Source organism: Scandinavium sp. UTDF21-P1B, from assembly GCF_040750395.1.
Classification (GTDB): domain Bacteria; phylum Pseudomonadota; class Gammaproteobacteria; order Enterobacterales; family Enterobacteriaceae; genus Scandinavium.
Map to the genome: position 1 here is coordinate 39157 of NZ_JBFLVD010000001.1, position 19431 is coordinate 58587.

At 59.3% G+C, this 19431-nt stretch carries 22 protein-coding genes; 14 read left to right on the top strand and 8 right to left on the bottom strand.

All coding sequences use genetic code 11. From position 1 onward, the window contains the following. The first annotated feature begins 2 nt into the window (after window positions 1-2). Genes fliS through AB1287_RS00275 form a run of 10 tightly spaced genes read left to right on the top strand, consistent with a single transcriptional unit; the run spans window position 3 to window position 7305 of the window. On the top strand, window positions 3-395 hold the full coding sequence (gene fliS, locus AB1287_RS00230) for a flagellar export chaperone FliS (protein ID WP_435616555.1): 393 nt from the start codon (window positions 3-5) through the stop codon (window positions 393-395). Next, window positions 392-697: a hypothetical protein gene (locus AB1287_RS00235; protein ID WP_435616556.1), complete on the top strand. Its 306-nt coding sequence runs from the start codon at window positions 392-394 to the stop codon at window positions 695-697. The genes fliS and AB1287_RS00235 overlap by 4 nt, the downstream gene beginning before the upstream one ends. Further along, window positions 697-1767 (top strand): flagellar hook-length control protein FliK, encoded by a 1071-nt coding sequence (locus tag AB1287_RS00240; protein WP_435616557.1) that lies wholly within the window; start codon window positions 697-699, stop codon window positions 1765-1767. The genes AB1287_RS00235 and AB1287_RS00240 overlap by 1 nt, the downstream gene beginning before the upstream one ends. A gap of 13 nt (window positions 1768-1780) precedes the next feature. Then, complete coding sequence (locus AB1287_RS00245; protein ID WP_435616558.1) at window positions 1781-2251, top strand: flagellar basal body-associated protein FliL; 471 nt, start codon at window positions 1781-1783, stop codon at window positions 2249-2251. A 19-nt stretch (window positions 2252-2270) separates the two neighbouring features. Beyond that, window positions 2271-2966, top strand: a complete 696-nt coding sequence (locus AB1287_RS00250) for a FliA/WhiG family RNA polymerase sigma factor (RefSeq protein ID WP_435616664.1) — start codon at window positions 2271-2273, stop codon at window positions 2964-2966. Between the two features lie 7 nt (window positions 2967-2973). After that, window positions 2974-3837, top strand: a complete 864-nt coding sequence (gene motA, locus AB1287_RS00255) for a flagellar motor stator protein MotA (RefSeq protein WP_435616559.1) — start codon at window positions 2974-2976, stop codon at window positions 3835-3837. Next, window positions 3837-4766, top strand: a complete 930-nt coding sequence (gene lafU / locus AB1287_RS00260; RefSeq protein ID WP_435616560.1) for a putative lateral flagellar export/assembly protein LafU — start codon at window positions 3837-3839, stop codon at window positions 4764-4766. Before motA ends, lafU begins: the two co-directional genes overlap by 1 nt. Window positions 4767-4787: 21 nt before the next feature. Further along, window positions 4788-5594, top strand: coding sequence for a C40 family peptidase (locus tag AB1287_RS00265; RefSeq protein WP_435616561.1), 807 nt, complete (start codon window positions 4788-4790; stop codon window positions 5592-5594). A 42-nt stretch (window positions 5595-5636) separates the two neighbouring features. Continuing rightward, on the top strand, window positions 5637-6671 hold the full coding sequence (gene parM, locus AB1287_RS00270) for a plasmid segregation protein ParM domain-containing protein (RefSeq protein WP_435616665.1): 1035 nt from the start codon (window positions 5637-5639) through the stop codon (window positions 6669-6671). After that, a complete protein-coding gene (locus tag AB1287_RS00275; RefSeq protein WP_435616562.1) occupies window positions 6664-7305 on the top strand; it encodes a hypothetical protein in 642 nt (213 codons plus the stop codon). Before parM ends, AB1287_RS00275 begins: the two co-directional genes overlap by 8 nt. 123 nt (window positions 7306-7428) lie before the next feature. Here the strand turns inward: AB1287_RS00275 and AB1287_RS00280 are convergent, their stop codons facing one another. The 8 genes from AB1287_RS00280 to fliE are packed head-to-tail and all read right to left on the bottom strand — an operon-like array spanning window position 7429 to window position 14413. Next, the gene (locus tag AB1287_RS00280) at window positions 7429-7842 is read right to left on the bottom strand and encodes a flagellar protein FlhE (protein ID WP_435616563.1); all 414 of its coding nucleotides are present in this window, start codon (window positions 7840-7842) and stop codon (window positions 7429-7431) included. After that, complete coding sequence (flhA, locus tag AB1287_RS00285) at window positions 7839-9941, bottom strand: flagellar biosynthesis protein FlhA (protein WP_435616564.1); 2103 nt, start codon at window positions 9939-9941, stop codon at window positions 7839-7841. Before flhA ends, AB1287_RS00280 begins: the two co-directional genes overlap by 4 nt. Further along, window positions 9941-11092, bottom strand: a complete 1152-nt coding sequence (flhB, locus tag AB1287_RS00290; protein WP_435616565.1) for a flagellar biosynthesis protein FlhB — start codon at window positions 11090-11092, stop codon at window positions 9941-9943. The genes flhA and flhB overlap by 1 nt, the downstream gene beginning before the upstream one ends. 18 nt (window positions 11093-11110) lie before the next feature. Then, on the bottom strand, window positions 11111-11752 hold the full coding sequence (gene cheZ / locus AB1287_RS00295; protein WP_435616566.1) for a protein phosphatase CheZ: 642 nt from the start codon (window positions 11750-11752) through the stop codon (window positions 11111-11113). A 5-nt stretch (window positions 11753-11757) separates the two neighbouring features. Next, window positions 11758-12144, bottom strand: a complete 387-nt coding sequence (cheY, locus tag AB1287_RS00300; RefSeq protein WP_435616567.1) for a chemotaxis response regulator CheY — start codon at window positions 12142-12144, stop codon at window positions 11758-11760. Continuing rightward, on the bottom strand, window positions 12134-13222 hold the full coding sequence (locus AB1287_RS00305) for a chemotaxis response regulator protein-glutamate methylesterase (protein ID WP_435616568.1): 1089 nt from the start codon (window positions 13220-13222) through the stop codon (window positions 12134-12136). The genes cheY and AB1287_RS00305 overlap by 11 nt, the downstream gene beginning before the upstream one ends. Continuing rightward, entirely contained in the window at window positions 13219-14073 is an 855-nt protein-coding gene (locus tag AB1287_RS00310) for a CheR family methyltransferase (RefSeq protein ID WP_435616569.1), read from the bottom strand. The genes AB1287_RS00305 and AB1287_RS00310 overlap by 4 nt, the downstream gene beginning before the upstream one ends. Before the next feature lie 16 nt (window positions 14074-14089). Then, window positions 14090-14413 (bottom strand): flagellar hook-basal body complex protein FliE, encoded by a 324-nt coding sequence (gene fliE, locus AB1287_RS00315; RefSeq protein WP_435616570.1) that lies wholly within the window; start codon window positions 14411-14413, stop codon window positions 14090-14092. A 266-nt stretch (window positions 14414-14679) separates the two neighbouring features. Between fliE and fliF the strand changes: the two genes are divergently transcribed. Genes fliF through fliI form a run of 4 tightly spaced genes read left to right on the top strand, consistent with a single transcriptional unit; the run spans window position 14680 to window position 19424 of the window. Continuing rightward, window positions 14680-16389, top strand: a complete 1710-nt coding sequence (gene fliF / locus AB1287_RS00320) for a flagellar basal-body MS-ring/collar protein FliF (protein WP_435616571.1) — start codon at window positions 14680-14682, stop codon at window positions 16387-16389. Then, complete coding sequence (fliG, locus tag AB1287_RS00325) at window positions 16386-17372, top strand: flagellar motor switch protein FliG (RefSeq protein WP_435616572.1); 987 nt, start codon at window positions 16386-16388, stop codon at window positions 17370-17372. Before fliF ends, fliG begins: the two co-directional genes overlap by 4 nt. Continuing rightward, on the top strand, window positions 17359-18063 hold the full coding sequence (locus tag AB1287_RS00330; RefSeq protein ID WP_435616573.1) for a flagellar assembly protein FliH: 705 nt from the start codon (window positions 17359-17361) through the stop codon (window positions 18061-18063). Before fliG ends, AB1287_RS00330 begins: the two co-directional genes overlap by 14 nt. Continuing rightward, window positions 18060-19424 carry a flagellar protein export ATPase FliI gene (fliI, locus tag AB1287_RS00335; RefSeq protein WP_435616574.1) on the top strand — a complete coding sequence of 455 codons (1365 nt, stop codon included), beginning with the start codon at window positions 18060-18062 and terminating at the stop codon, window positions 19422-19424. Before AB1287_RS00330 ends, fliI begins: the two co-directional genes overlap by 4 nt. The last annotated feature ends 7 nt before the right edge of the window (window positions 19425-19431 follow it).

Sequence of the window (19431 nt, forward strand, 5' to 3'; positions counted from 1 at the left end):
TTATGTACGGCAATGAACAGGAAGGCTTCGGCCAGTATCAACAGTCCGATCTGGCTATCCAGGCCGCCGCGGCGAACCCGCATCAGCTGGTGCTGATGCTGTTCAACGGGCTGATGGATGAGCTGGTACGCGCCAAAAGCCATATCGCCGCTCGCCGCTATGAGCGCAAGGCTGAAAGCATCAATAAATGCATCGACATTCTCAATGCGCTGACCAGCGCGCTGGACTTCGATAAAGGCGGTGAGCTGGCAGTGAGCCTTGCAAACCTTTACGACTACTGCGTTTACCGCCTGTATGACGCCAGCCACAAGCTTTCCGTGGAGCAGATTGAAGAGGTGGAAGCGATCCTCGGCAATCTTCAGCAGGGCTGGGAAAAGATGGGTCAGGCGGCATGAGTCAGGCGAAAACCCTGTTGGCGCTGGGAGAAGCGCTGAAACAGGCGGCGGCGGAAGGGCGCTGGGCGGAAGTCGAGCGCGTGGATGTCAGCCTGGCGAAATTTCTGGCGTCGCTGAGTTCGGTGACGCCGGATGAGCCGTTGCGCCAGGCGCTGAATACCGTGAGCAAGCTGCACCAGCAGGTGAGGGACTGCGCTCAAGTGGAAAGCGACGTGCTGGCGCAGAAGATGGCGCTCTCACGCCGCAATCGTGAGGGCGCCAGCGCCTATGCGAGCTTTATGGACGCGGAGGATCTCGTCTAATGGATTTGCTCAATCTTACCGCCGGGCTGAACACCGCCTCAGGTACGCCGCTGCCAGCGGAGGCTACCGCTGCGCAGCCCCAGGGCAATGGTGAAACGGCTTCCGGTAACGCAGGGTTTGGCGATGCGTTGCTGAATGTCATCTCCACGCTACTGGCGCAGCAGGGGCAGACGCTTCCACGGCCGAACGTCAGCGCGGACGTGACGACGCTGGCAGACAAGGATGACGAGAAAGACGACGCGCAGGCGACGACGCTGCCGTTGAAGGACACCGCGCCACAGCAGCTGCTGGAAGCATTGTTGATGTCCAGCCAGATGCCTGTCAGAACGCCAGCGGAGCCGCTGGTCGCGATGGCAAACAGCGCCCCGACGCTGTCGCTTTCGCCGACCATGCCCACGATGAGTGGCACTGGTCTTGCGTCGACGCTGAATCCTTCACCGACGCCTGCGCCAGCCATCCCCGTTCATGGAGTAACGGGCGGGGAAACGGCCGTTCCGCTGCCGAAAGAGATGCAGCCGGTTGCACCGCAGATGCTTAACACGCTTGCGACCGTCGGCGTTGTCTCACCCGCAACAACCACCGTTTCAGCGACGCCAACGGTGGGGGCTTCTGATGCCGCCACTGGCGTCATGCAGCATGCGCCTGTTCATGTGGATACGGAAGACAGCCGCTGGTCACAGCAGCTGCAAAGCGCGCTTGGCGATCGACTGCAGATTCAGGTGAAAAATCAGATCCAGCACGCGACGATCCGTCTCGACCCACCGGATATGGGCAAGATTGATATCTCGCTGCAGGTCGACAATGGCCGGGTGCAGGTGCAGATCAACGCCAGCCACGCCGAGGTCTACCGGGCGTTGCAGCAGACCAGCAATGACCTGCGCCAGAGCCTGACCGAGCAAAACTTCGTGCAGGTTAACGTCCAGGTTTCCTCGCAGTCGGGCCAGCAGCAGAGTAAAGGCCACGCCTGGGCTGGGGAGCAGGAAGCCGCCATTCTGGCAGGCAATGAACTGCCGTCGGCAGAGCAGGATGCTCAACGATTTAACAACGATCCGGTCTTAATGACCGTTTAACAGACAGAACATCATGAACGCAAAAACAATGCTTTTTGGGGTGATTATCGCCCTGGTCACGGCGGTATGTGCTGCCGCGTTGACGGTTGCCGGAATGCACTATTTCCGCGCCGACGCTACTACGGGCGAAAACGCGATCTCTGGCTTTTTCACCTCCTCAGACTCGCACAAAGTTGAGTTTGTCGAGATCAAAAACGTGGTCATCACGCTGAAAGGAACCAGCGAAAATGAGCGCTACCTGCTGCTGGAAGTCAACCTCGCGACATCCGATCCGAAGAAAACCAAAAGCGTGGAGGATATGACGCCTGCTATTCGCGGCGCGACGGTCAGCCTGCTGTCGGAGATGGATTATCAGGCCGTACGTGAGATGAGCGTGGGCACGCTGCGCGACAAGCTCAAAGCGGCCTACATCGAGAAATTCGCCAGTCTGAAAATTCCCGTCCCGTTTGATGATGTGATCATCAGCAAGATGGTTTTCCAGTAAGACCGCCGTCGTGATGGAAATGATGGATTTTATCGCCAGTGAGGCGATGACCCCGGCAGACGAAGCTCGCTATCTGCAGGCGTACCTGCCGCTGGTGAACAAGGTTGTCCGCCAGTTGGCCTGGCAGGCCAGCAGCGTGATGGACAAAGAGGATATGGAGCAGATAGCCCTGATGGGGCTTCTGACGTCTCTGCGTCGCTATGGCCACCCCGATGAGCAGTTTGGCGCCTTTGCCGCTCAGCGCGTGCGGGGCGCGGTGCTCGATGAACTGCGCCAGCTCGACTGGCGCCCACGCCGCCTGCGACAGAAAACACACAAGCTGAACGATGCCATTCGCGAGCTGGCCCGCAAGCTCGGACGCACGCCAACGTTTGAGGATCTGAAGCAGCATCTTGCCATTACGGCGGAGGAGTACCAGGAGTATTTGCTGCTGGACTGCGCCAGAAGCCTGGAGAGTCTGGATGACCTTCTGGGGAACGATATTTATACCGGTGCGCTGGACAGCCGTCCTCTGGAGGACGAGATGATCGTCAGCCGGACGCTGCGCAGCGCGCTGGCAAGCCTTGACGAGCGTGAACAGTTAATTCTGACGCTCTATTACCAGCACGAGATGAGCCTGAAAGAGATAGCGCTGGTCCTCGACTTAACCGAGGCCCGCGTCTGTCAGCTCAACAAAAAAATCGCGCAGAAAATCCAGTCTTTTTTCGAGAAGTGAAAGCGTTATGCAAAAATTCTTCGGTATTTTTATCATCCTTGCCTGCGTTGTCGGCGGTTTTATTATGTCGGGAGGACGCGTTTCTTCCTTCTGGCAGCCGGGCGAAATCATCATCATCGTCGGCGCAGGTATTGGCGCAATGGTCCTGGCGAACCCACGTCCGGTACTGGCAGAAATGGGACGTCAGTTTCGCGGGATCCTGCGCAAGGACGAGCACACCAACGAGTACCAGCGTCAGCTGCTGATGCTGCTGTATGAGCTGCTGGAGCTGGTGCAGGACGGCGGCCTGAAGGTGCTGGATGAGCATATCGAATCTCCTGACAACAGCCCGCTGTTCCAGAAGTATCCGCTGCTGCTGGGCGACAAGCCGCTGATCACCTTTATTTCGGATAACTTCCGCCTGATGGCGATGGGCAAGATTAACGAGCACGAGCTTGAAGGTATCCTCGAGCAGGAGCTGGTGGCGATGGAAGAGAACCTGCTGCAGCCTTCGCGTTCGCTGCAGCGTACCGCAGAAGCGATGCCGGGCTTCGGCATCTGTGCGGCGGTACTGGGGATCATCATCACCATGCAGTCCATTGACGGTTCTATTGCGGTGATTGGCGTGAAGGTCGCGGCGGCGCTGGTCGGCACCTTCCTCGGCGTATTCTTCTGCTACTGCTTTATGGATCCGGTGGCGAACGCCATGGAACAGCGTACTAAAAAGCAGATTGCGGTACTGGAGTGCGTACGTACCGTGCTGGTTAACCACGTGGCGGGTAAACCGACGCTGCTGGCGGTGGACGCCGGACGCAAAATGCTGCCGATGGACACCAAACCGACGTTTGCCACCCTCGACGGCTGGGTGAATCAGATGACGGGTGACATCTGATGCGTAGCCGCAACAAAGAGCACACCACGATAATCAAACGCTCCGCGCGCAAGGGCCATGAGGCCATGCACGGCGGGGCGTGGAAGGTGGCGTTCGCTGACTTTACCCTCGCGATGATGGCGCTGTTTATGGTGCTGTGGATCATGGGGTCTGTGACGGAAGAAGAGCGCAAAGAGATTGTTTCCAACCTCAACGGCGACAGCCTGTTCGAAGGGCACTCGATTTCACCGATTACCCAGAAAGAAGCGGGCGGTAAAATGGCGACCCTGACGACCGGCGATGCCTTATCAAAAAGAAAGACCGCGGACAAAAGCCCTGCCGATCCGCAGAAGAACGTAGCACAGCAGGTGAAGCACTCCCAAAGCCTCGAAGACGTGAACACCCGATCGCAGCGGGAGATCGAGGACCTGGCGCGGATCATCATGAAGATCACTTCCGCCTATGACGCTCAGTCCAACCTCAAGCTGGAAATTGTACCTCAGGGCCTGCGCATTCTGATCACCGACGATCAGAAGCGCGAAATGTTCCAGCGCAGCAGCGCGATCCTGACGCCGTTCTTTAATCGTCTGCTGAGCGAGTTCGCCCCGGCGTTGAGCACCATTGATAATAAAATCATTATCACCGGCCACACCGATGCGACGCATTTCCGCGACCAGGATCTGTACAACAACTGGAACCTGTCCGGTGAACGTGCGATGCAGGCGCGTAGGGTGCTGACCCGTAACGGTCTGGATCAGAATCAGATCCTGCAGGTGAGCGGCATGGCCGATCAGATGCCGCTCGATCCGCAAAATCCGCTGAGCTCAGCGAACCGCCGCATTGAAATTATGGTGCTGACGCACTCCGCCAGTGAATCCCTGTACCAGTTCTTCGGTCAGCATGGCGAGAAAGTGATCAAGCCGCTGGCTGACAAATTGTCGAAAAATTAATACGCAGATTAACCCGTTGTGATGTCCATTTTTACCTCAGTCCGTTTTGTGCCTGCCCGCTTTGCCTCATGCGCCCAGGCACCTTTTTTTCTTCTTACCCTGGCGCTGCTCTTTCCTGGCGTCAGCGATGCCCGCCCGCAGGAGGTGAAGTCTTCGCTGACGCGAGAAACAAGCCTTGAGGCGGCGAAACGGATGAAAAACCGCGAGCGGCTGATGAGCAAAGTGCGCCAGCGTATCGCCACCGTGCCACTGACGCCCGAGCAAAAGCGCAACGAGGCTGAACAGAAGCGCCTCGACCGTGTTAAGAACCGCGAGATGCTGGCCATGCACGAGCGCTGGCAGCCTGGCCGCTTTGGCGGTTCAGATGCGCTGTGGATGCCGACGCCGGAAGAGCTGGGGCAGGAGAAGCTGTCGCCCAAAGCGGCGGCTTCGCTGCGGGTGGTGATTCAGAGGCTGAAAAACCAACTGGGCAAGCCTTACGTCTGGGGCGGACAGTCGCCGGGCGAAGGCTTCGACTGCAGCGGGCTGGTGTTCTACGCCTGGAATCATGTGCTGAGCCGCAAGCTGCCGCGCACTGCCAATGCCATGTATCAGGACAAGCATCTTAAATCCGTTCGCCAGGAAAAACTGCGACGCGGGGATCTGGTGTTCTTCGATATCAGCGAGCGTCCGGGGGCTGACCACGTTGGCGTCTATCTCGGCGACGGCCAGTTTATTGAAGCGCCGCGTACCGGCCTGAATATCCGCATCAGCCAGCTTTCCGACGATTTCTGGCAAAACCATTACCTCGGCGCGCGTCGCATTCTGACCGACGACGCGGTGCTGTAACCCTGAACCTTAGATTGAGTAATCTCCATGACCGCAACCCGTATGAAATTCGCCATCGATGATGGCTCCACCAACGTTAAAATCAGCTGGATTGAGAACGGCACCCTGAAAACCGTGGTGTCTCCGAACTCGTTCCGTAAAGACTGGAAGAGTGCAGCGCTGCTGCGTGGCCAGGCGGTGTACAACTACACCATCGGCACCACCAAATACACCTACGATGCCACCTCTGATAAAGCGCTTTCCACCACTCATATCGAGTACCAGTACGACGATCTGAACCTGCTGGCGGTACACCATGCGCTGCTGCAGACCGGCCTTACGCCGTGCGATGTTGAAGTGGTGGTGACGCTGCCCATCACCCAGTTCTACAAGCCGGATGACTGCCAGCGCAACGACGAACGTATCGAAGCCAAGCGCCGCAACCTGATGCGCGAGATCTCCCTCAACAAAGGTGAACTGTTCCGCATTGTTGACGTTCAGGTGATGCCGGAAAGCCTGCCTGCGGCGCTGTCGCACCTGCTGAACTCTAACGTCAATGAATTCACTAAATCGCTGGTGATTGACTGCGGCGGCACCACTCTCGATATGGGCGTGATTGTCGGTGAGTTTGATGATGTGTCAGCGATTTACGGCAACAACGAAATCGGCGTGGCGATGGTGACCGACGCGACCCGTAAGCTGCTGGCCGCCGCCGACAGCGACTCCAGCTATCTGGTGGCGAACGAGCTGATCAAGCGCCGTCACGATATGGATTTTGTTAAAAGCGTGATTAACGATGAATCACGTATTGCCGACATCCTTGAGCGCATCGAAACCAAAATTCAGGAACTGGGCGATCAGGTCGCGTATGAAGCGAAGAAATTCGCCAAAAACCCGAACCGCGTGTACGTGGTCGGCGGCGGTGCGCACCTGATTGAGGCCGCGCTGCGTCAGGCCTACGCAACGCTCGGCGATCGCGTGGTGACTATCGACAGCCCGCAAAGCGCGCTCTCCCGGGAAATTTGCCTCTATCACGCAGAGTCCGGCGTAGAGCAGGTTGCCGCACCGCAGATGATTGAGGTGGGTGAGGATGCGTAGCGGGCAGATGCGGCGGGTTAACCTGTCGCTTCATCTCTCTCCGGAGACCTCCCGCGCCGATCAGCGGGCGATGATGCAGCTGAAAACCTGGCACGAGGCGGTACAGCAGACCGGAAGCGGCGTGACCGAGGCCAATATGGAGATCCGCCGCTTTCATCGCCACGTTTATCTGGCGGGCCTGCAGCTGCATTTGCTGAAGCCTCAGCTGTGCAGCCGCATTGCGGAATCACTGGGACGCGAAGCGCTCACTCTGGAAAGCCTGTGCGCTGAGCTACAGCATGACGGTCTGCTGCCGGGTGAAGCACCAGAAACGACGACCGCCGCAGCAACGGACTTCAGCCAGCAGCAGCTGGAGCAGATGCGTACGCTGATGACGCAGATGTTACCGGCCCCTTCCCCGGCAGCGTCAGAGAGCGGTGCCAGCGAAGAAACCGCGATGTTACGCCGGGAAGTGGCGGAGCTGAAGACGCTGCTGGAGCAACAGCATCTGCTTTTACAGCAGCTGCGGGTGAGCGGGCGAAACGCCACCGCGCAGGATTCTCCGCGCAATGCTCAGGCGGAAGAGGTCGATCTCAGCGCCGTCGATGCCCCGACGCAGAAAATGAACAAGGTGCGCCAGAAAGGGATTTTCTGATGTTTCAGCGATGTTAACGACGCCCGATGGCGCTGCGCTTATCGGGCCTACAAACCTACAAAATCAATGGCTTCGTAGGCCCGGCAAGCTTGCGCCGCAGGGCATGTTACCAATGCCGAATTTTCACCTCGCACCGCTCCGGTACTGCACCGTCACCTCGTTCCTCAACATCGTCAGCGGTGGATAAAGCGCGCCGCGGACGGGGGAATAATACTCAAAACGATACGGACCGGCGGGCGGATACCCGGCGGGCAGAGCGAGGTCGCCGGTGAGGCCCGTCAGCGGCAGGCAGCGGCTGCTGCTGCAAATTTTGATGCTAAACCCGACCGGGGTGGGGCCGTCGGGGGTGATTTTCCATGCCAGCCTTGTGGCGACTGATCCGACCGGTAATGGCGATGGGGCCTGCACCATACGGCTTTTTAAGCTCTGCTGACCGCGGGTCAGCGTACCGCCAAAACTCTGGCTGGTCCATGAGCCGTCCGCCGCCCAAACCGCAGGGGAGGCGAACAGCAGGGCGAGCAGGGCGCGGCGCATCATGATTTGCTGCCTATCACCCACGTCATGCGCACGTTGCGCTGGGTGTTGATCTCCTGGCTCGACAGCACCGCCATCTGCGGGAAGATACGGCGCAGATAGCGCGACAGCATCAGACGCAGCGCCGGGTTCACCAGCAGCACCGGCGGCGCGCCGAGCCCTTCCTGGTGCATCAGTGCCTGTTCGGTCTGCTTCATCAGGTTCTCGGCGATACCCGGTTCAATGGCGCTGCCGCTCTGGGTCGCCTGCACCAGCAGCTGTTCAAGCGACAAATCCAGACCAATGACCTGAATATCCTCCTCACCCGGGAACCACTGCTGGGTGATGGCGCGGGCCAGACGTGCGCGCACGCGGGCGGTCAGCTCGTCGGGGTCTGCGTTGCTGGTGGCGAACTCCGCCAGCGTATCAATGATGGTGCGCATATCACGGATTGGCACGCGCTCTGACAGCAGGTTTTGCAGCACTTTGTGCAGCGTGGTCAGGCTGATAACCGCCGGGATCAGATCTTCCACCAGCTTCGGGGAATGTTTGGTGAGCTGATCCAGCAGCTGCTGCGCTTCGTGGCGACCAAACAGTTCATCGGTGTGGGTGGCAATCAGATGGTTCAGGTGCGTTGCCACCACCGAACTTGGATCCACCACCGTGTAGCCCAGGGTCTGCGCCAGTTCGCGATGCACTTCATCAATCCACAGCGCGGGCAGGCCAAAGGTTGGCTCTGCGCACGGCGTACCCGGCACTTCACCCTCGGCACAGCCGGGGTTGATCGCCATCCAGCGATCGGGCTGCAGCTCACCGTGGCCGATCTCCACGCCTTTGAGCAGGATCCGGTAGCGCGTCGGCGGCAGATCGAGATTGTCGCGAATGTGCACCGCCGGAGGCAGGAAGCCCATCTGCTGCGCGAATTTCTTACGGATGCCGCGCACGCGGGTCAGCAACTGCCCCTGCTGCTCCTGATCCACCATCGGGATCAGGCGATAGCCCACTTCGAGGCCAAGCGTGTCTTCCATCTGCACGTCAGACCAGGTGGCTTCGTTGACCTGCGCGGCTTCCGCTTCCGCCATCGCCGGGTCTTCAGAACCAGCACGAGATGAACCCGCCGTTTTCTTCTCCGCCTCTTTCCCTCGCAGCCACCAGGCAATCGCCAGCAGCGTGACGGTGAACAGCAGGAAGACAAAGTTAGGCATGCCGGGGATCAGGCCCAGAAGGCCAATCACGCCTGCTGACAGAACAATCACGCGAGGAGAGGTAAAGAGCTGGCTGACCATCTGCTCGCCCACGTCCTGTTCGTTGACCACGCGCGTCACCACCACGCCTGCGGCGGTGGAGATAACCAGCCCTGGGATCTGAGCCACCAGGCCGTCACCGATCGTCAGCAGGGTGTAGGTTTCACCCGCCATACCCGCCGACATATCGTGCTGCATCACGCCGATGATCAGCCCGCCAATGATGTTGATCGCCATGATCATCAGCCCGGCGATGGCATCGCCGCGCACGAACTTACTGGCACCGTCCATCGAACCGTAGAAATCGGCTTCCTGGGTGACCTCTTTACGGCGGCGTTTCGCTTCCTCTTCGCCGATAAGCCCGGCGTTCAGGTCGGCGTCGATGGCCATTTGTTTGCCCGGCATCCCGTCAAGGGTAAAGCGTGCGCCCACTTCGGCGATACGGCCCGCCCCCTTGGTGATCACCATAAAGTTGATGATGATAAGGATCACGAAGACGATGATACCGATGGCGAAGTTTCCGCCCACCAGGAAGTGGCCGAAGGCTTCAACCACCTGGCCTGCCGCCGCCGAGCCGGTATGCCCGTGCATCAGGATCACACGGGTGGAGGCGACGTTCAGCGCCAGGCGCAGCAGGGTGGAGAACAGCAGCACCGTCGGGAAGGCGGAAAACTCCAGCGTATTCTGGGTAAACATCGCGACCAGCAGGATCATGATCGACAGCACGATGTTAAACGTGAACAGCAGATCCAGGACAAAGGTCGGCAGCGGCAGGATCATCATCGCGAGGATGGTCATGATCAGTACCGGACCCGCCAGCACCTGCCACTGCGTCTCCTTCATGTTCGGTAATCGTAATTTGGTGGCGATATTGGCCATCACTCTCTACTCTCTTGTGCTTGTGCAAAATCCAGCGCCGCCGGCACCGGGAGGTTTTTCGGGGCCTGCGGGCGTAAGCCGTAGCCTTTACGCCAGCGGCGCAGGCCATAAACCCAGGCCAGGACTTCCGCTACGGCGTTATACAATTCGGTTGGTACGGGTGCCCCGGTTTCACAGTGGCGATACAGTGCACGCGCCAGCGGCGGAGCTTCCAGCATCGGCACGCGGTTTTCTTCGGCAAGCTCGCGAATGCGCAGGGCAATCAGGCCGGAGCCTTTCGCGACCACCGTTGGCGCGCCCATGCTGCCTTCCTGATATTTCAGGGCCACCGAGAAATGGGTCGGGTTGTTGACCACCACATCGGCGGTCGGTACGTCGCTCATCATCCGTTGCTGCGCCATCTGGCGCTGCATCTGCCGCACGCGGCCTTTGATCTGCGGGTCGCCTTCCTGATTCTTGAACTCGTCCTTCACTTCCTGACGGCTCATGCGCAGCTTCTTCAGGTTGCTCCAGATTTGATAAATCACGTCGAAGGCCACCATCGGGATCAGCGACAGGATGATCACCAGCATGCAGTTGATCAGCAGGCGGCTGATGTCGCTCAGCGCCATGCCGAGCGGCTCAAACATCAGGCCGATAAACGTGCTTTTATTCAGCAGTAAAAACAGCGTGCCGCCGATACCCGCCAGCAGCACTTTTAAAATTGCTTTCACCATCTCCGATACCATCTGGGCGGAGAACATACGCTTCATCCCGCTGAGCGGATTGAGCTTTTTGCCATTAAATTTGATGGCTTTGCCGCTCAGGTTCAGGCCACCAATCATCAGGGGGGCGCTGATGGCGGTGATAAACAGACCACCGACGAACGGCAAAATTGCCAGGAACGCCATGCCGATAAGCGATGAGGCGTGGTGCAACATCTGCTGCGGGTCGCTGACCAGCAGTCGGTCAAACGACAGGCCGTTGTGCAGCAGATGCAGCAATTTGGTGGTCAGGTAGTCGCCACCTGCGACGATCAGACCCCAGCCAACCAGCAGCATCGCAAGCGTGGTAAGTTCACGGGATCGCGGAACCTGCCCCTCCTCTCGCGCCTTCTGTTTTCGGTGCGGTGTGGGGTCTTCCGTTTTTTCGTTATCGCTTTCCTGAGACATGGTGTGCGCCTGGCTTCATCAGAAGCCGAGGGACTCCAGCAGGTCGTCGACCTGTTCCTGAGAAGCCACAATGCCTTCTACGGTGGTGTTGATCTGCGGGCCGTTTTTCAGATTTGGATCGGTCTCTTCCACGCCGATATCGCGCTCGCGCATGTTCTCCACCAGCACGCTGATAAGCTCTTTCTCGACGGTTTCAATCACCAGCATCAGGCTTTGCAGCACCTGGCCGGTCAGATCCTGAAAGTCCTGCGCCATCATGATTTCGGTGAGCTGGCGGTTGGTCTGCTGGGTGACGTCCGGCACCTGTTGCAGGTAAGCGCGGGTGGATTTCACCAGTTCGCGCGCGTCGTCCAGCGGCTGCGGATCGGCAAACCAGGCATCCCAGCGGCTGCTGAGTGCTGTGGCCCCTTCACTCAGGGCGTCCTGCAAAGGGCGTGCGGCTTCAACGCTGGTCAGGGCACGATCCGCCGCCTGGGACGTTTTGCCGACCACGTAGTTCAGGCGGTCGCGGGTATTCGGGAACGCGTCGGCCACTTCCATGATCGCTTGTTCGAGGCCGAGGTTGGCCATGCTGTTACGCAGCAGACGGGTCAGCTGTCCGATGCGTAAAAAGAGGTCTTTCGTGTTTTCCGCAGATTGCAGGTTGTTGTGCGTCGTCATGACCTTCACCCCAGTTTTTCGAATATTTTGCCGAGCTTCTCTTCGAGCGTTGCGGCGGTGAAAGGCTTAACGATGTAGCCATTGGCTCCGGCCTGTGCGGCGGCAATGATATTTTCGCGCTTGGCTTCAGCGGTCACCATCAGCACCGGCATTTTCGCCATATCCGGATCGAGGCGGATGGTTTTCAGCAGCTCCAGGCCGTCGATGTTCGGCATGTTCCAGTCGCTGACCACGAAATCAAATTCGTCCGCGCGCAGCTTGTTCAGCGCATCCTGGCCATCTTCCGCTTCTTCGATGTGCTTATAGCCCAGGTCCTGAAGCAGGTTACGTACGATGCGTCGCATGGTGGCGAAATCGTCTACCACCAGAAAACGCAAATTTTTATCCGACATGGGGTTTTTCTCCTGAGCGTCGTGAGTCGGTTTTGTCTCGTTTTTTATTACTGTTAAAACTGTCCAGCAGACGCTGGCTGATATCGTCCAGGTCTACCACCTGGTGCGCGGCGCCGAGCGCAATCGCCTCGCGTGGCATACCGAACACTACGCAGGTGGCCTCGCTTTGCGCCAGGGTGTACGCCCCGGCGTTACGCAGCTGTAAAAGCCCGCGTGCGCCGTCGCTGCCCATGCCGGTCAGAATGGCGGCGCTGGCGTGTCGGCCCGCCTGCTGGGCCACCGAGTCAAACAGCACATCCACCGACGGGCGGTGGCGGTTCACCGGCGGGGCATCGCTGAGTTTGACGATGTAACCCTTACCGTGACGGACGAGGTGCATATGCCGATCGCCAGGGGCGATAAGCGCCGTCCCCGGTTCGACCGGTTCGCCGTCCTGACCTTCCCTCACGGCGATGTCACACAGCGAATCGAGACGCTGGGCGAACGAGCGGGTAAAGCCCGATGGCATATGCTGAGCAATCACAATCCCCGGGCAGCTCAATGGCAGCGGCATCAGTACCCGGCGCAGCGCTTCGGTGCCGCCAGTGGAGGCACCGATCGCAATAATGCTCTCCTGACGGACGTGAACCCCACGCAGCGGTGGCCTCTGCGGTATCGCCGCGTGGCGGCGGTTGAGCGAGGCGTTGGCGGCGGCGCGAATTTTCTCCGCCACCAGTACACTCCAGTTATCCAGGTCACCCGCCACCTGCTGGTCGGGCTTCGGCAGAAAATCCACAGCGCCCTGTTCCAGCGCCATTAGTGTGGCCTTCGAGCCGCGGGTGGTCATCGACGAAATCATCACCACTGGCATCGGGCGCAGGCGCATCAGGCGAGCGAGAAATTCCAGCCCGTCCATTCGCGGCATATCGATATCCAGCGTCAGCACGTCCGGATTCAGCTTTTTAATCAGCTCACGGGCGATCAGCGGGTCGGGCGCGGTGCCGACCATTTCCATTTCAGGCTGTTGGTTGATGACCGCACTGAGCAAGTTGCGCATCAGCGCCGAGTCATCGACCGCCAGCACCCGTATCCGTTTCAACGCGCGCTCTCCGTCAGTTCATACACCGACTGCCCGCGCAGGCGCAGCGGCAGATGCGAGTGGCTGAAGTGCTCCGAATGGCCGACAAACAGCAGGCCACCCGGCTTCAGCAGGCGGGCAAAACGCTCCAGCAGACGAACCTGGGTCGGCGCATCGAAATAGATCATCACGTTGCGACAAAAAATCGCGTCGAACGGCCCCGGTACCGACCAGTTCGCGTCCAGCAGGTTAAGCTGCTGGTAGTGAATGCTTGCCAGCAGTTCGCGTTTGACCTTCACCAGCTCGCTGTTTTCGCCGGAACCGCGCAGAAAATAGTGACGCTTTTGTACCAGCGTCAGCGACTGCAAATCGCTCAGGCGATAGACGCCCGCTTCGGCTTTGGTCAGTACATCAGTATCAATGTCCGACGCCCAGACCCGCGGCCCGGCCACGCTGGTGCCCAGGCACTCATCGAGCGTCATGGCGATGGAGCAAGGCTCCTCGCCTGTTGACGCCGCCGTACACCACACCCGATAGCCCGAGGCGCGCTGACGGGCGTGCTCTGCGAGCACCGGAAAGTGGTACGACTCGCGGAAAAACGAGGTCAGGTTGGTGGTCAGTGCATTGATAAACGTCTGCCACTCCGGGTGCTCGGGTTGGGATTCGAGGATCCCGATGTAGTCGCTGAAGCTGTTCAGCGCCAGATCTCGCACCCGGCGCGAAAGGCGATTAAAAATCATCTCCCGCTTCTGGGCGTTAACCACAATCCCCGCCCGTCGATAAATTAATTTTGCGGTCCGCTGTAATTCGCTGTCTGTCAGGATCAAGTTATTGCGCGATATACGCGCAGAGGTGACGTTAATTTCACTCATAGAATAACGTGGCACCTTATACCGGAGTATTCATGATTTCCTGATAAGCGCTCAGCATTTTATTGCGCGCTTGCATTCCGAAGCTGAAGGAAATAGACGATTTCTGCATAGAGAGCATCACGTCATTCAGACCAATATCGCTGCTGCCGGACATCCACTGCTGAGTGGTATTTTTGGCGTCGAGCTGAGTTTTATTTATTTCGTTAATGGTGTTAAATAAAACGTCAGAAAACGACGGCGTCTTTCCCGCCGCTGCCGGAGCGCTACGCGAGACGCCGGAAAGCTGCTGGGCCTGGGATTGGATCTGATCGAGAACCCCACGCATTAATGTTGCTGACATTATTCACATCCTGCATTAATAAGGAAAAAACTGCATTTCGTTGCACATCTTTTAAACGCCGACAGCTTACCATGTGGGTAAATACGGGAGAAAATGCGATAAGCGGACAGAACTTTGAGCTTATTTATCCTTAAAAAAATTGGCTTCCGGTCGATAATGCCCACCTGAAAATTTCCCATAAATTTCTACTCATCGATATCGGCTCTCGGTAATACGTGAGTCGACACGCGTATTACTGTGCGTGCTATTTCTTACAGGATGACGGCATGAGTGCCACATTAAATGGTTTAACGAATAATCCGACAGAGCGAATGAAATCCGCGATGTCATGGCTACGCGGCAGCCCCAAGCTGCTGCTGGTCATTTGCGCGGCGGCAGCACTCTCGGTGCTGATTGCGCTGATGTTCTGGGCGAAAGAGCCATCTTACCGGGTGCTGTTCAGCAATATCACCGATGAAGACGGCGGGGCGATTGTCGCGCAGCTGACGCAGATGAACGTGCCGTACCGCATTGACACGCCGGGAGGCGTGATTATGGTGCCTGAATCGCAGGTGCATGAGGCACGGATGAAGCTGGCCCAGCAGGGGCTGCCGAAGGGCGGCTCGGTGGGCTTTGAGCTGCTGGACCAGGAGAAGTTTGGTATCAGCCAGTTCAGCGAACAGGTGAACTTCCAGCGTGCGCTGGAGGGGGAGCTGTCGCGCACCATCGAAAATCTGGGGCCGATTCAGAGCGCCCGCGTGCATCTGGCGGTGCCGAAACCGTCGATGTTTGTTCGTGAGCAGAAGCTGCCGACCGCCTCGGTGACCGTCAATCTGATTCAGGGCCGTACTCTGGATGAAGGCCAGGTGGTGGCTATCACCCATCTGATCTCCAGCGCGGTCACCGGACTGCCCGCGGAGAACGTCACTATCGTCGATCAGCGCGGCAATCTGCTGACCCAGAGCGGCGTGCGCGGGCTGCAAACCTCGCAGTTGAAATACACCAGCGAACTTGAAAGCGATTACCAGCAGCGCATTCAGCGCATTCTTGCGCCGCTGGTGGGCGACAGCAATATCCGCGCCCAGGTCACCGCGCAGGTCGATTTCACCCAGCAGGAGCAGACCCAGGAGCAGTATCAGCCGAATTCTGACCCGCAGAAAATGGCGATCCGCAGCCGTCAGGCCAGCCTGTCAGAGCAGGGCAACGGCCGTAACGTCGGTGGGGTGCCGGGTGCGCTGAGCAATCAGCCTCCTTCTCCCGCCACCGCGCCGGTGACGCAGCCGCTGAATACCCCTGCGCCCGCCGCCGGGGCCGCAGGGGCAGCAGCAGGTGACGCGCGACGCGCCGCGACCAATGCCGGGGGCCGGGAAACCGCGCAGCCGTACAACAACCGCAGCGATGAGACCACCAACTTTGAGGTCGACCGCACCCTTACTCACACCAAATCGAACGCGGGCCGAATTGAACGCCTGTCGGTGGCGGTGGTGATTAACCATCTGCCGCAGGGTGAAGAGGGCAAAACCGGGCCAATGAACGACGCGGAGCTGGCACGAATCAACGCGCTGGTCAAAGAGGCGATCGGCTACAGCGAACAGCGTGGCGACAGCGTCAACATCATGAACTCGCCGTTTAACGGCGTGGTGGAAGAGCCGCTGCCGCCGTTCTGGAAGCAGGAGAGCTTCTATGCCCTGCTGATGTCGATTGCCCGCTATCTGGTGATTGCGATTATCGCCTGGGTGATGTGGCGCAAGCTGGTGCAACCGGCCTGGCAGCGCCATCAGGAAACGGCTCTGCGCCGCATGGAAATGGAAAAAGAAGCGCGCCAGGAACAGATGGCCGAGAAGAAACGCGCGTCGGAAAAAGAGGCTCGCGAACGTGCCCAGCAGCGCGTGGACACCGAACTCAATACCCAGCAGCTGCGTGAGCTGGCTGAGCAGGAGCCACGGGTGATCGCCCTGGTTATCCGCCAGTGGATGAATAAGGATCTCAAATCATGAATGCCGCCGAAAAAAGCGCCATCGTCATGCTGACGCTGGGCGATGAGCTGGCCGCCGAGGTGTTCAAGCACCTCAACGCCCACGAGGTGAAACAGATCAGTAGCTCAATGGTCAACATGGCGGGGTTCACCCATGACCAGATGGCCGACGTGTTGCAGGAGTTTAAAAATGACTCCAACGAATATGCGGCCCTGAGCCTCAACACCAATGACTACCTGCGCAGCGTTCTGGTCAAGGCGCTGGGCGAAGAGCGCGCCTCGTCGCTGCTGGAAGATTTGCTCGATACCCATCAGGGTACCAACGGCATCGAAACGCTCAACTTTATGGAGCCGCAGTCGGTGTTTGATCTGATCCGCGAAGAGCATCCGCAGATCATCGCCACCATCCTGGTCCATCTGAAGCGTAACCAGGCGGCGGACGTGCTCGGCAAATTCGATGATAAGGAACGTAACGACATCATGCTGCGTATCGCCACCTTCGGTGGCGTACAGCCCGCGGCGTTGCAGGAGCTCACCGAAGTACTCAACAATCTGCTGCACGGTCAGAATCTCAAGCGCAGCAAAATGGGCGGTGTCCGTCCGGCGGCGGAGATCCTCAACCTGATGAAATCGCAGCAGGAAGAGTCCGCTATCGAAGCGGTTCGCGATTTCGACGGCGAGCTGGCGCAGAAGATCATCGACGAGATGTTCCTGTTCGAAAACCTGGTCGACGTCGAAGATCGTTCTATCCAGCGTCTGTTGCAGGAAGTGGAGAGCGAGACGCTGATTATTGCCCTGAAGGGGGCCGATCAGGCGCTGCGCGACAAGTTCTTCCGCAATATGTCGCGCCGCCAGTCGGATCTGATGACCGAAGATCTGGCGTCGCGTGGCCCGGTACGTCTGTCGCAGGTGGAAGCCGAGCAGAAGACGATCCTCAATGTGGTGCGTCGCCTGGCCGAGTCGGGCGAAATCCTGATTGGAGGCAGCGACGATGCCTACGTTTGATGATAACCCGCAGCCGCAGTGGCGCAGCTGGCAGCCAGAAAATCTGCTTAATGAGACCCCCGATTCGCCGCTGCCGAAGCTCGACAACGCGCAGTCCGATGAACAGCTGAAGGCCGAGCTGGCGCGTTTACGCCAGCAGGCAGAGAAGCAGGGCCATGCCCAGGGGCTGAGCCGCGGTCAGGAAGAGGGCCGCCAGCAGGGTTATGAAGCCGGTGTGCGCGAAGGCCGCGAAGCCGGGCTGGCGCAGGGCATAGCCCAGGCGAAACAGGATCAGCAGGCGCTGCTTAGTCAGGCCCAGGACTGGGTGAATAATTTTCAGCAGACCCTGGAGAACCTCGACAGCCTGATCCCTGGCCGTCTGGTGCAATTGGCCCTGACCGCCGTACAGCAGCTGTATGGCTCGGTTAGCATGGTGGATAACTCCGCGCTGGTGAAACAAATTCGCACCCTCATGAAGCAGGACGCGCTGCTGCACGGCACTATTCAACTGCACGTCCACCCGGATGAGCGTGCGCAGGTGGCGGCGGCGTTAGGTGAAACGCTGGCGTCGGTGGGCTGGGAGCTGCATACCGATTCGCAGCTGGCTCCGGGTGGCTGCCGTCTGGTATCCCCGGACGTGGAGTTTGATGCCAGCCTGGAAACCCGCTGGCAGACGCTGTGCCAGCTGGCGCGTGAGGAGCTGTCGCAATGAGCCAACGGCTAAAAAGCTGGCTGTCGGCGCTCGACCGCGTTGAAGAACGTTTCGCAGAGATGCCTGATTTTCGCCAGTACGGCAAGCTGACCCGCGCCACCGGTCTGGTGATGGAGGCCGTCGGCCTGAAGCTACCGATTGGTTCGCTTTGCATCGTCGAGCGTCAGACCAGCCAGGGGATCACCGCGGTGGAAAGCGAAGTGGTCGGCTTTAACGGCCAGACTCTGTACCTGATGCCGCTCGAACAGGTGGACGGCATTCTCCCCGGCGCACGGGTGTATGCCCCGGAAGCGGACAGCGCCGATGGCAAACAGCTGCCGGTCGGGCCGCATCTGCTGGGCCGCGTGCTCGATGCGCAGGGGCGACCGCTCGACGGGCGTCCGGCCCCGGGCAAGCCGGTAGCCGGGCTGTTTACTCCGACCCTTAACCCGCTCCACCGTGATCCGATCAAAACGGTGCTCGATGTCGGCGTGCGGGCGATCAACGGCTTACTGACGGTGGGGCGTGGTCAACGTATGGGCCTGTTCGCCGGTTCCGGCGTCGGCAAAAGCGTGCTGCTCGGCATGATGGCCCGCTTTACCACTGCGGATGTGATCGTGGTGGGGCTGATTGGCGAACGTGGGCGCGAAGTTAAAGACTTTATTGAAAACATTCTCGGCAGCGAAGGGCGCGAGCGCGCGGTGGTGGTGGCGGCCCCGGCGGACGTGTCGCCGATCCTGCGTATGCAGGGTGCGGTGTACGCCACCCGCATCGCCGAAGATTTTCGCGATCGCGGGCTGAACGTCCTGCTGATCATGGATTCTCTCACCCGTTATGCGATGGCGCAGCGTGAAGTGGCGCTGGCCATTGGCGAACCGCCGGCCACCAAAGGCTATCCGCCGTCGGTATTTGCCCGCCTGCCCGCGCTGGTGGAGCGGACCGGAAACGGGATGCCGGGCGGCGGGTCGATCACTGCCTTTTATACCGTGCTGACCGAGGGCGACGATCAGCAGGATCCGATCGCCGATTCGGCGAGGGCGATCCTCGACGGGCACATCGTGCTGTCGCGACGGCTGGCGGAGGCCGGGCACTATCCGGCGATCGACATCGAAGCTTCGATCAGCCGTGCGATGACCGAGCTTATTCCCCACGAACAGTACCGCAAGGTGCAGCGCTTTAAACAGTTGCTATCGACCTATCAGCGCAACCGCGACCTGGTCAGCGTCGGGGCCTATGTGAAGGGCAGCGATCCGCTACTCGACCAGGCAATCCTCGACTATCCGGCGCTGGAGGCGTTTCTGCATCAGGCCATTCACGAGCGCAGTCGCTATGAAGATGCGATTGCGGGGCTGTCGGGCCTGTTCCCGGCGATGAGCGAATAAGGGGCCG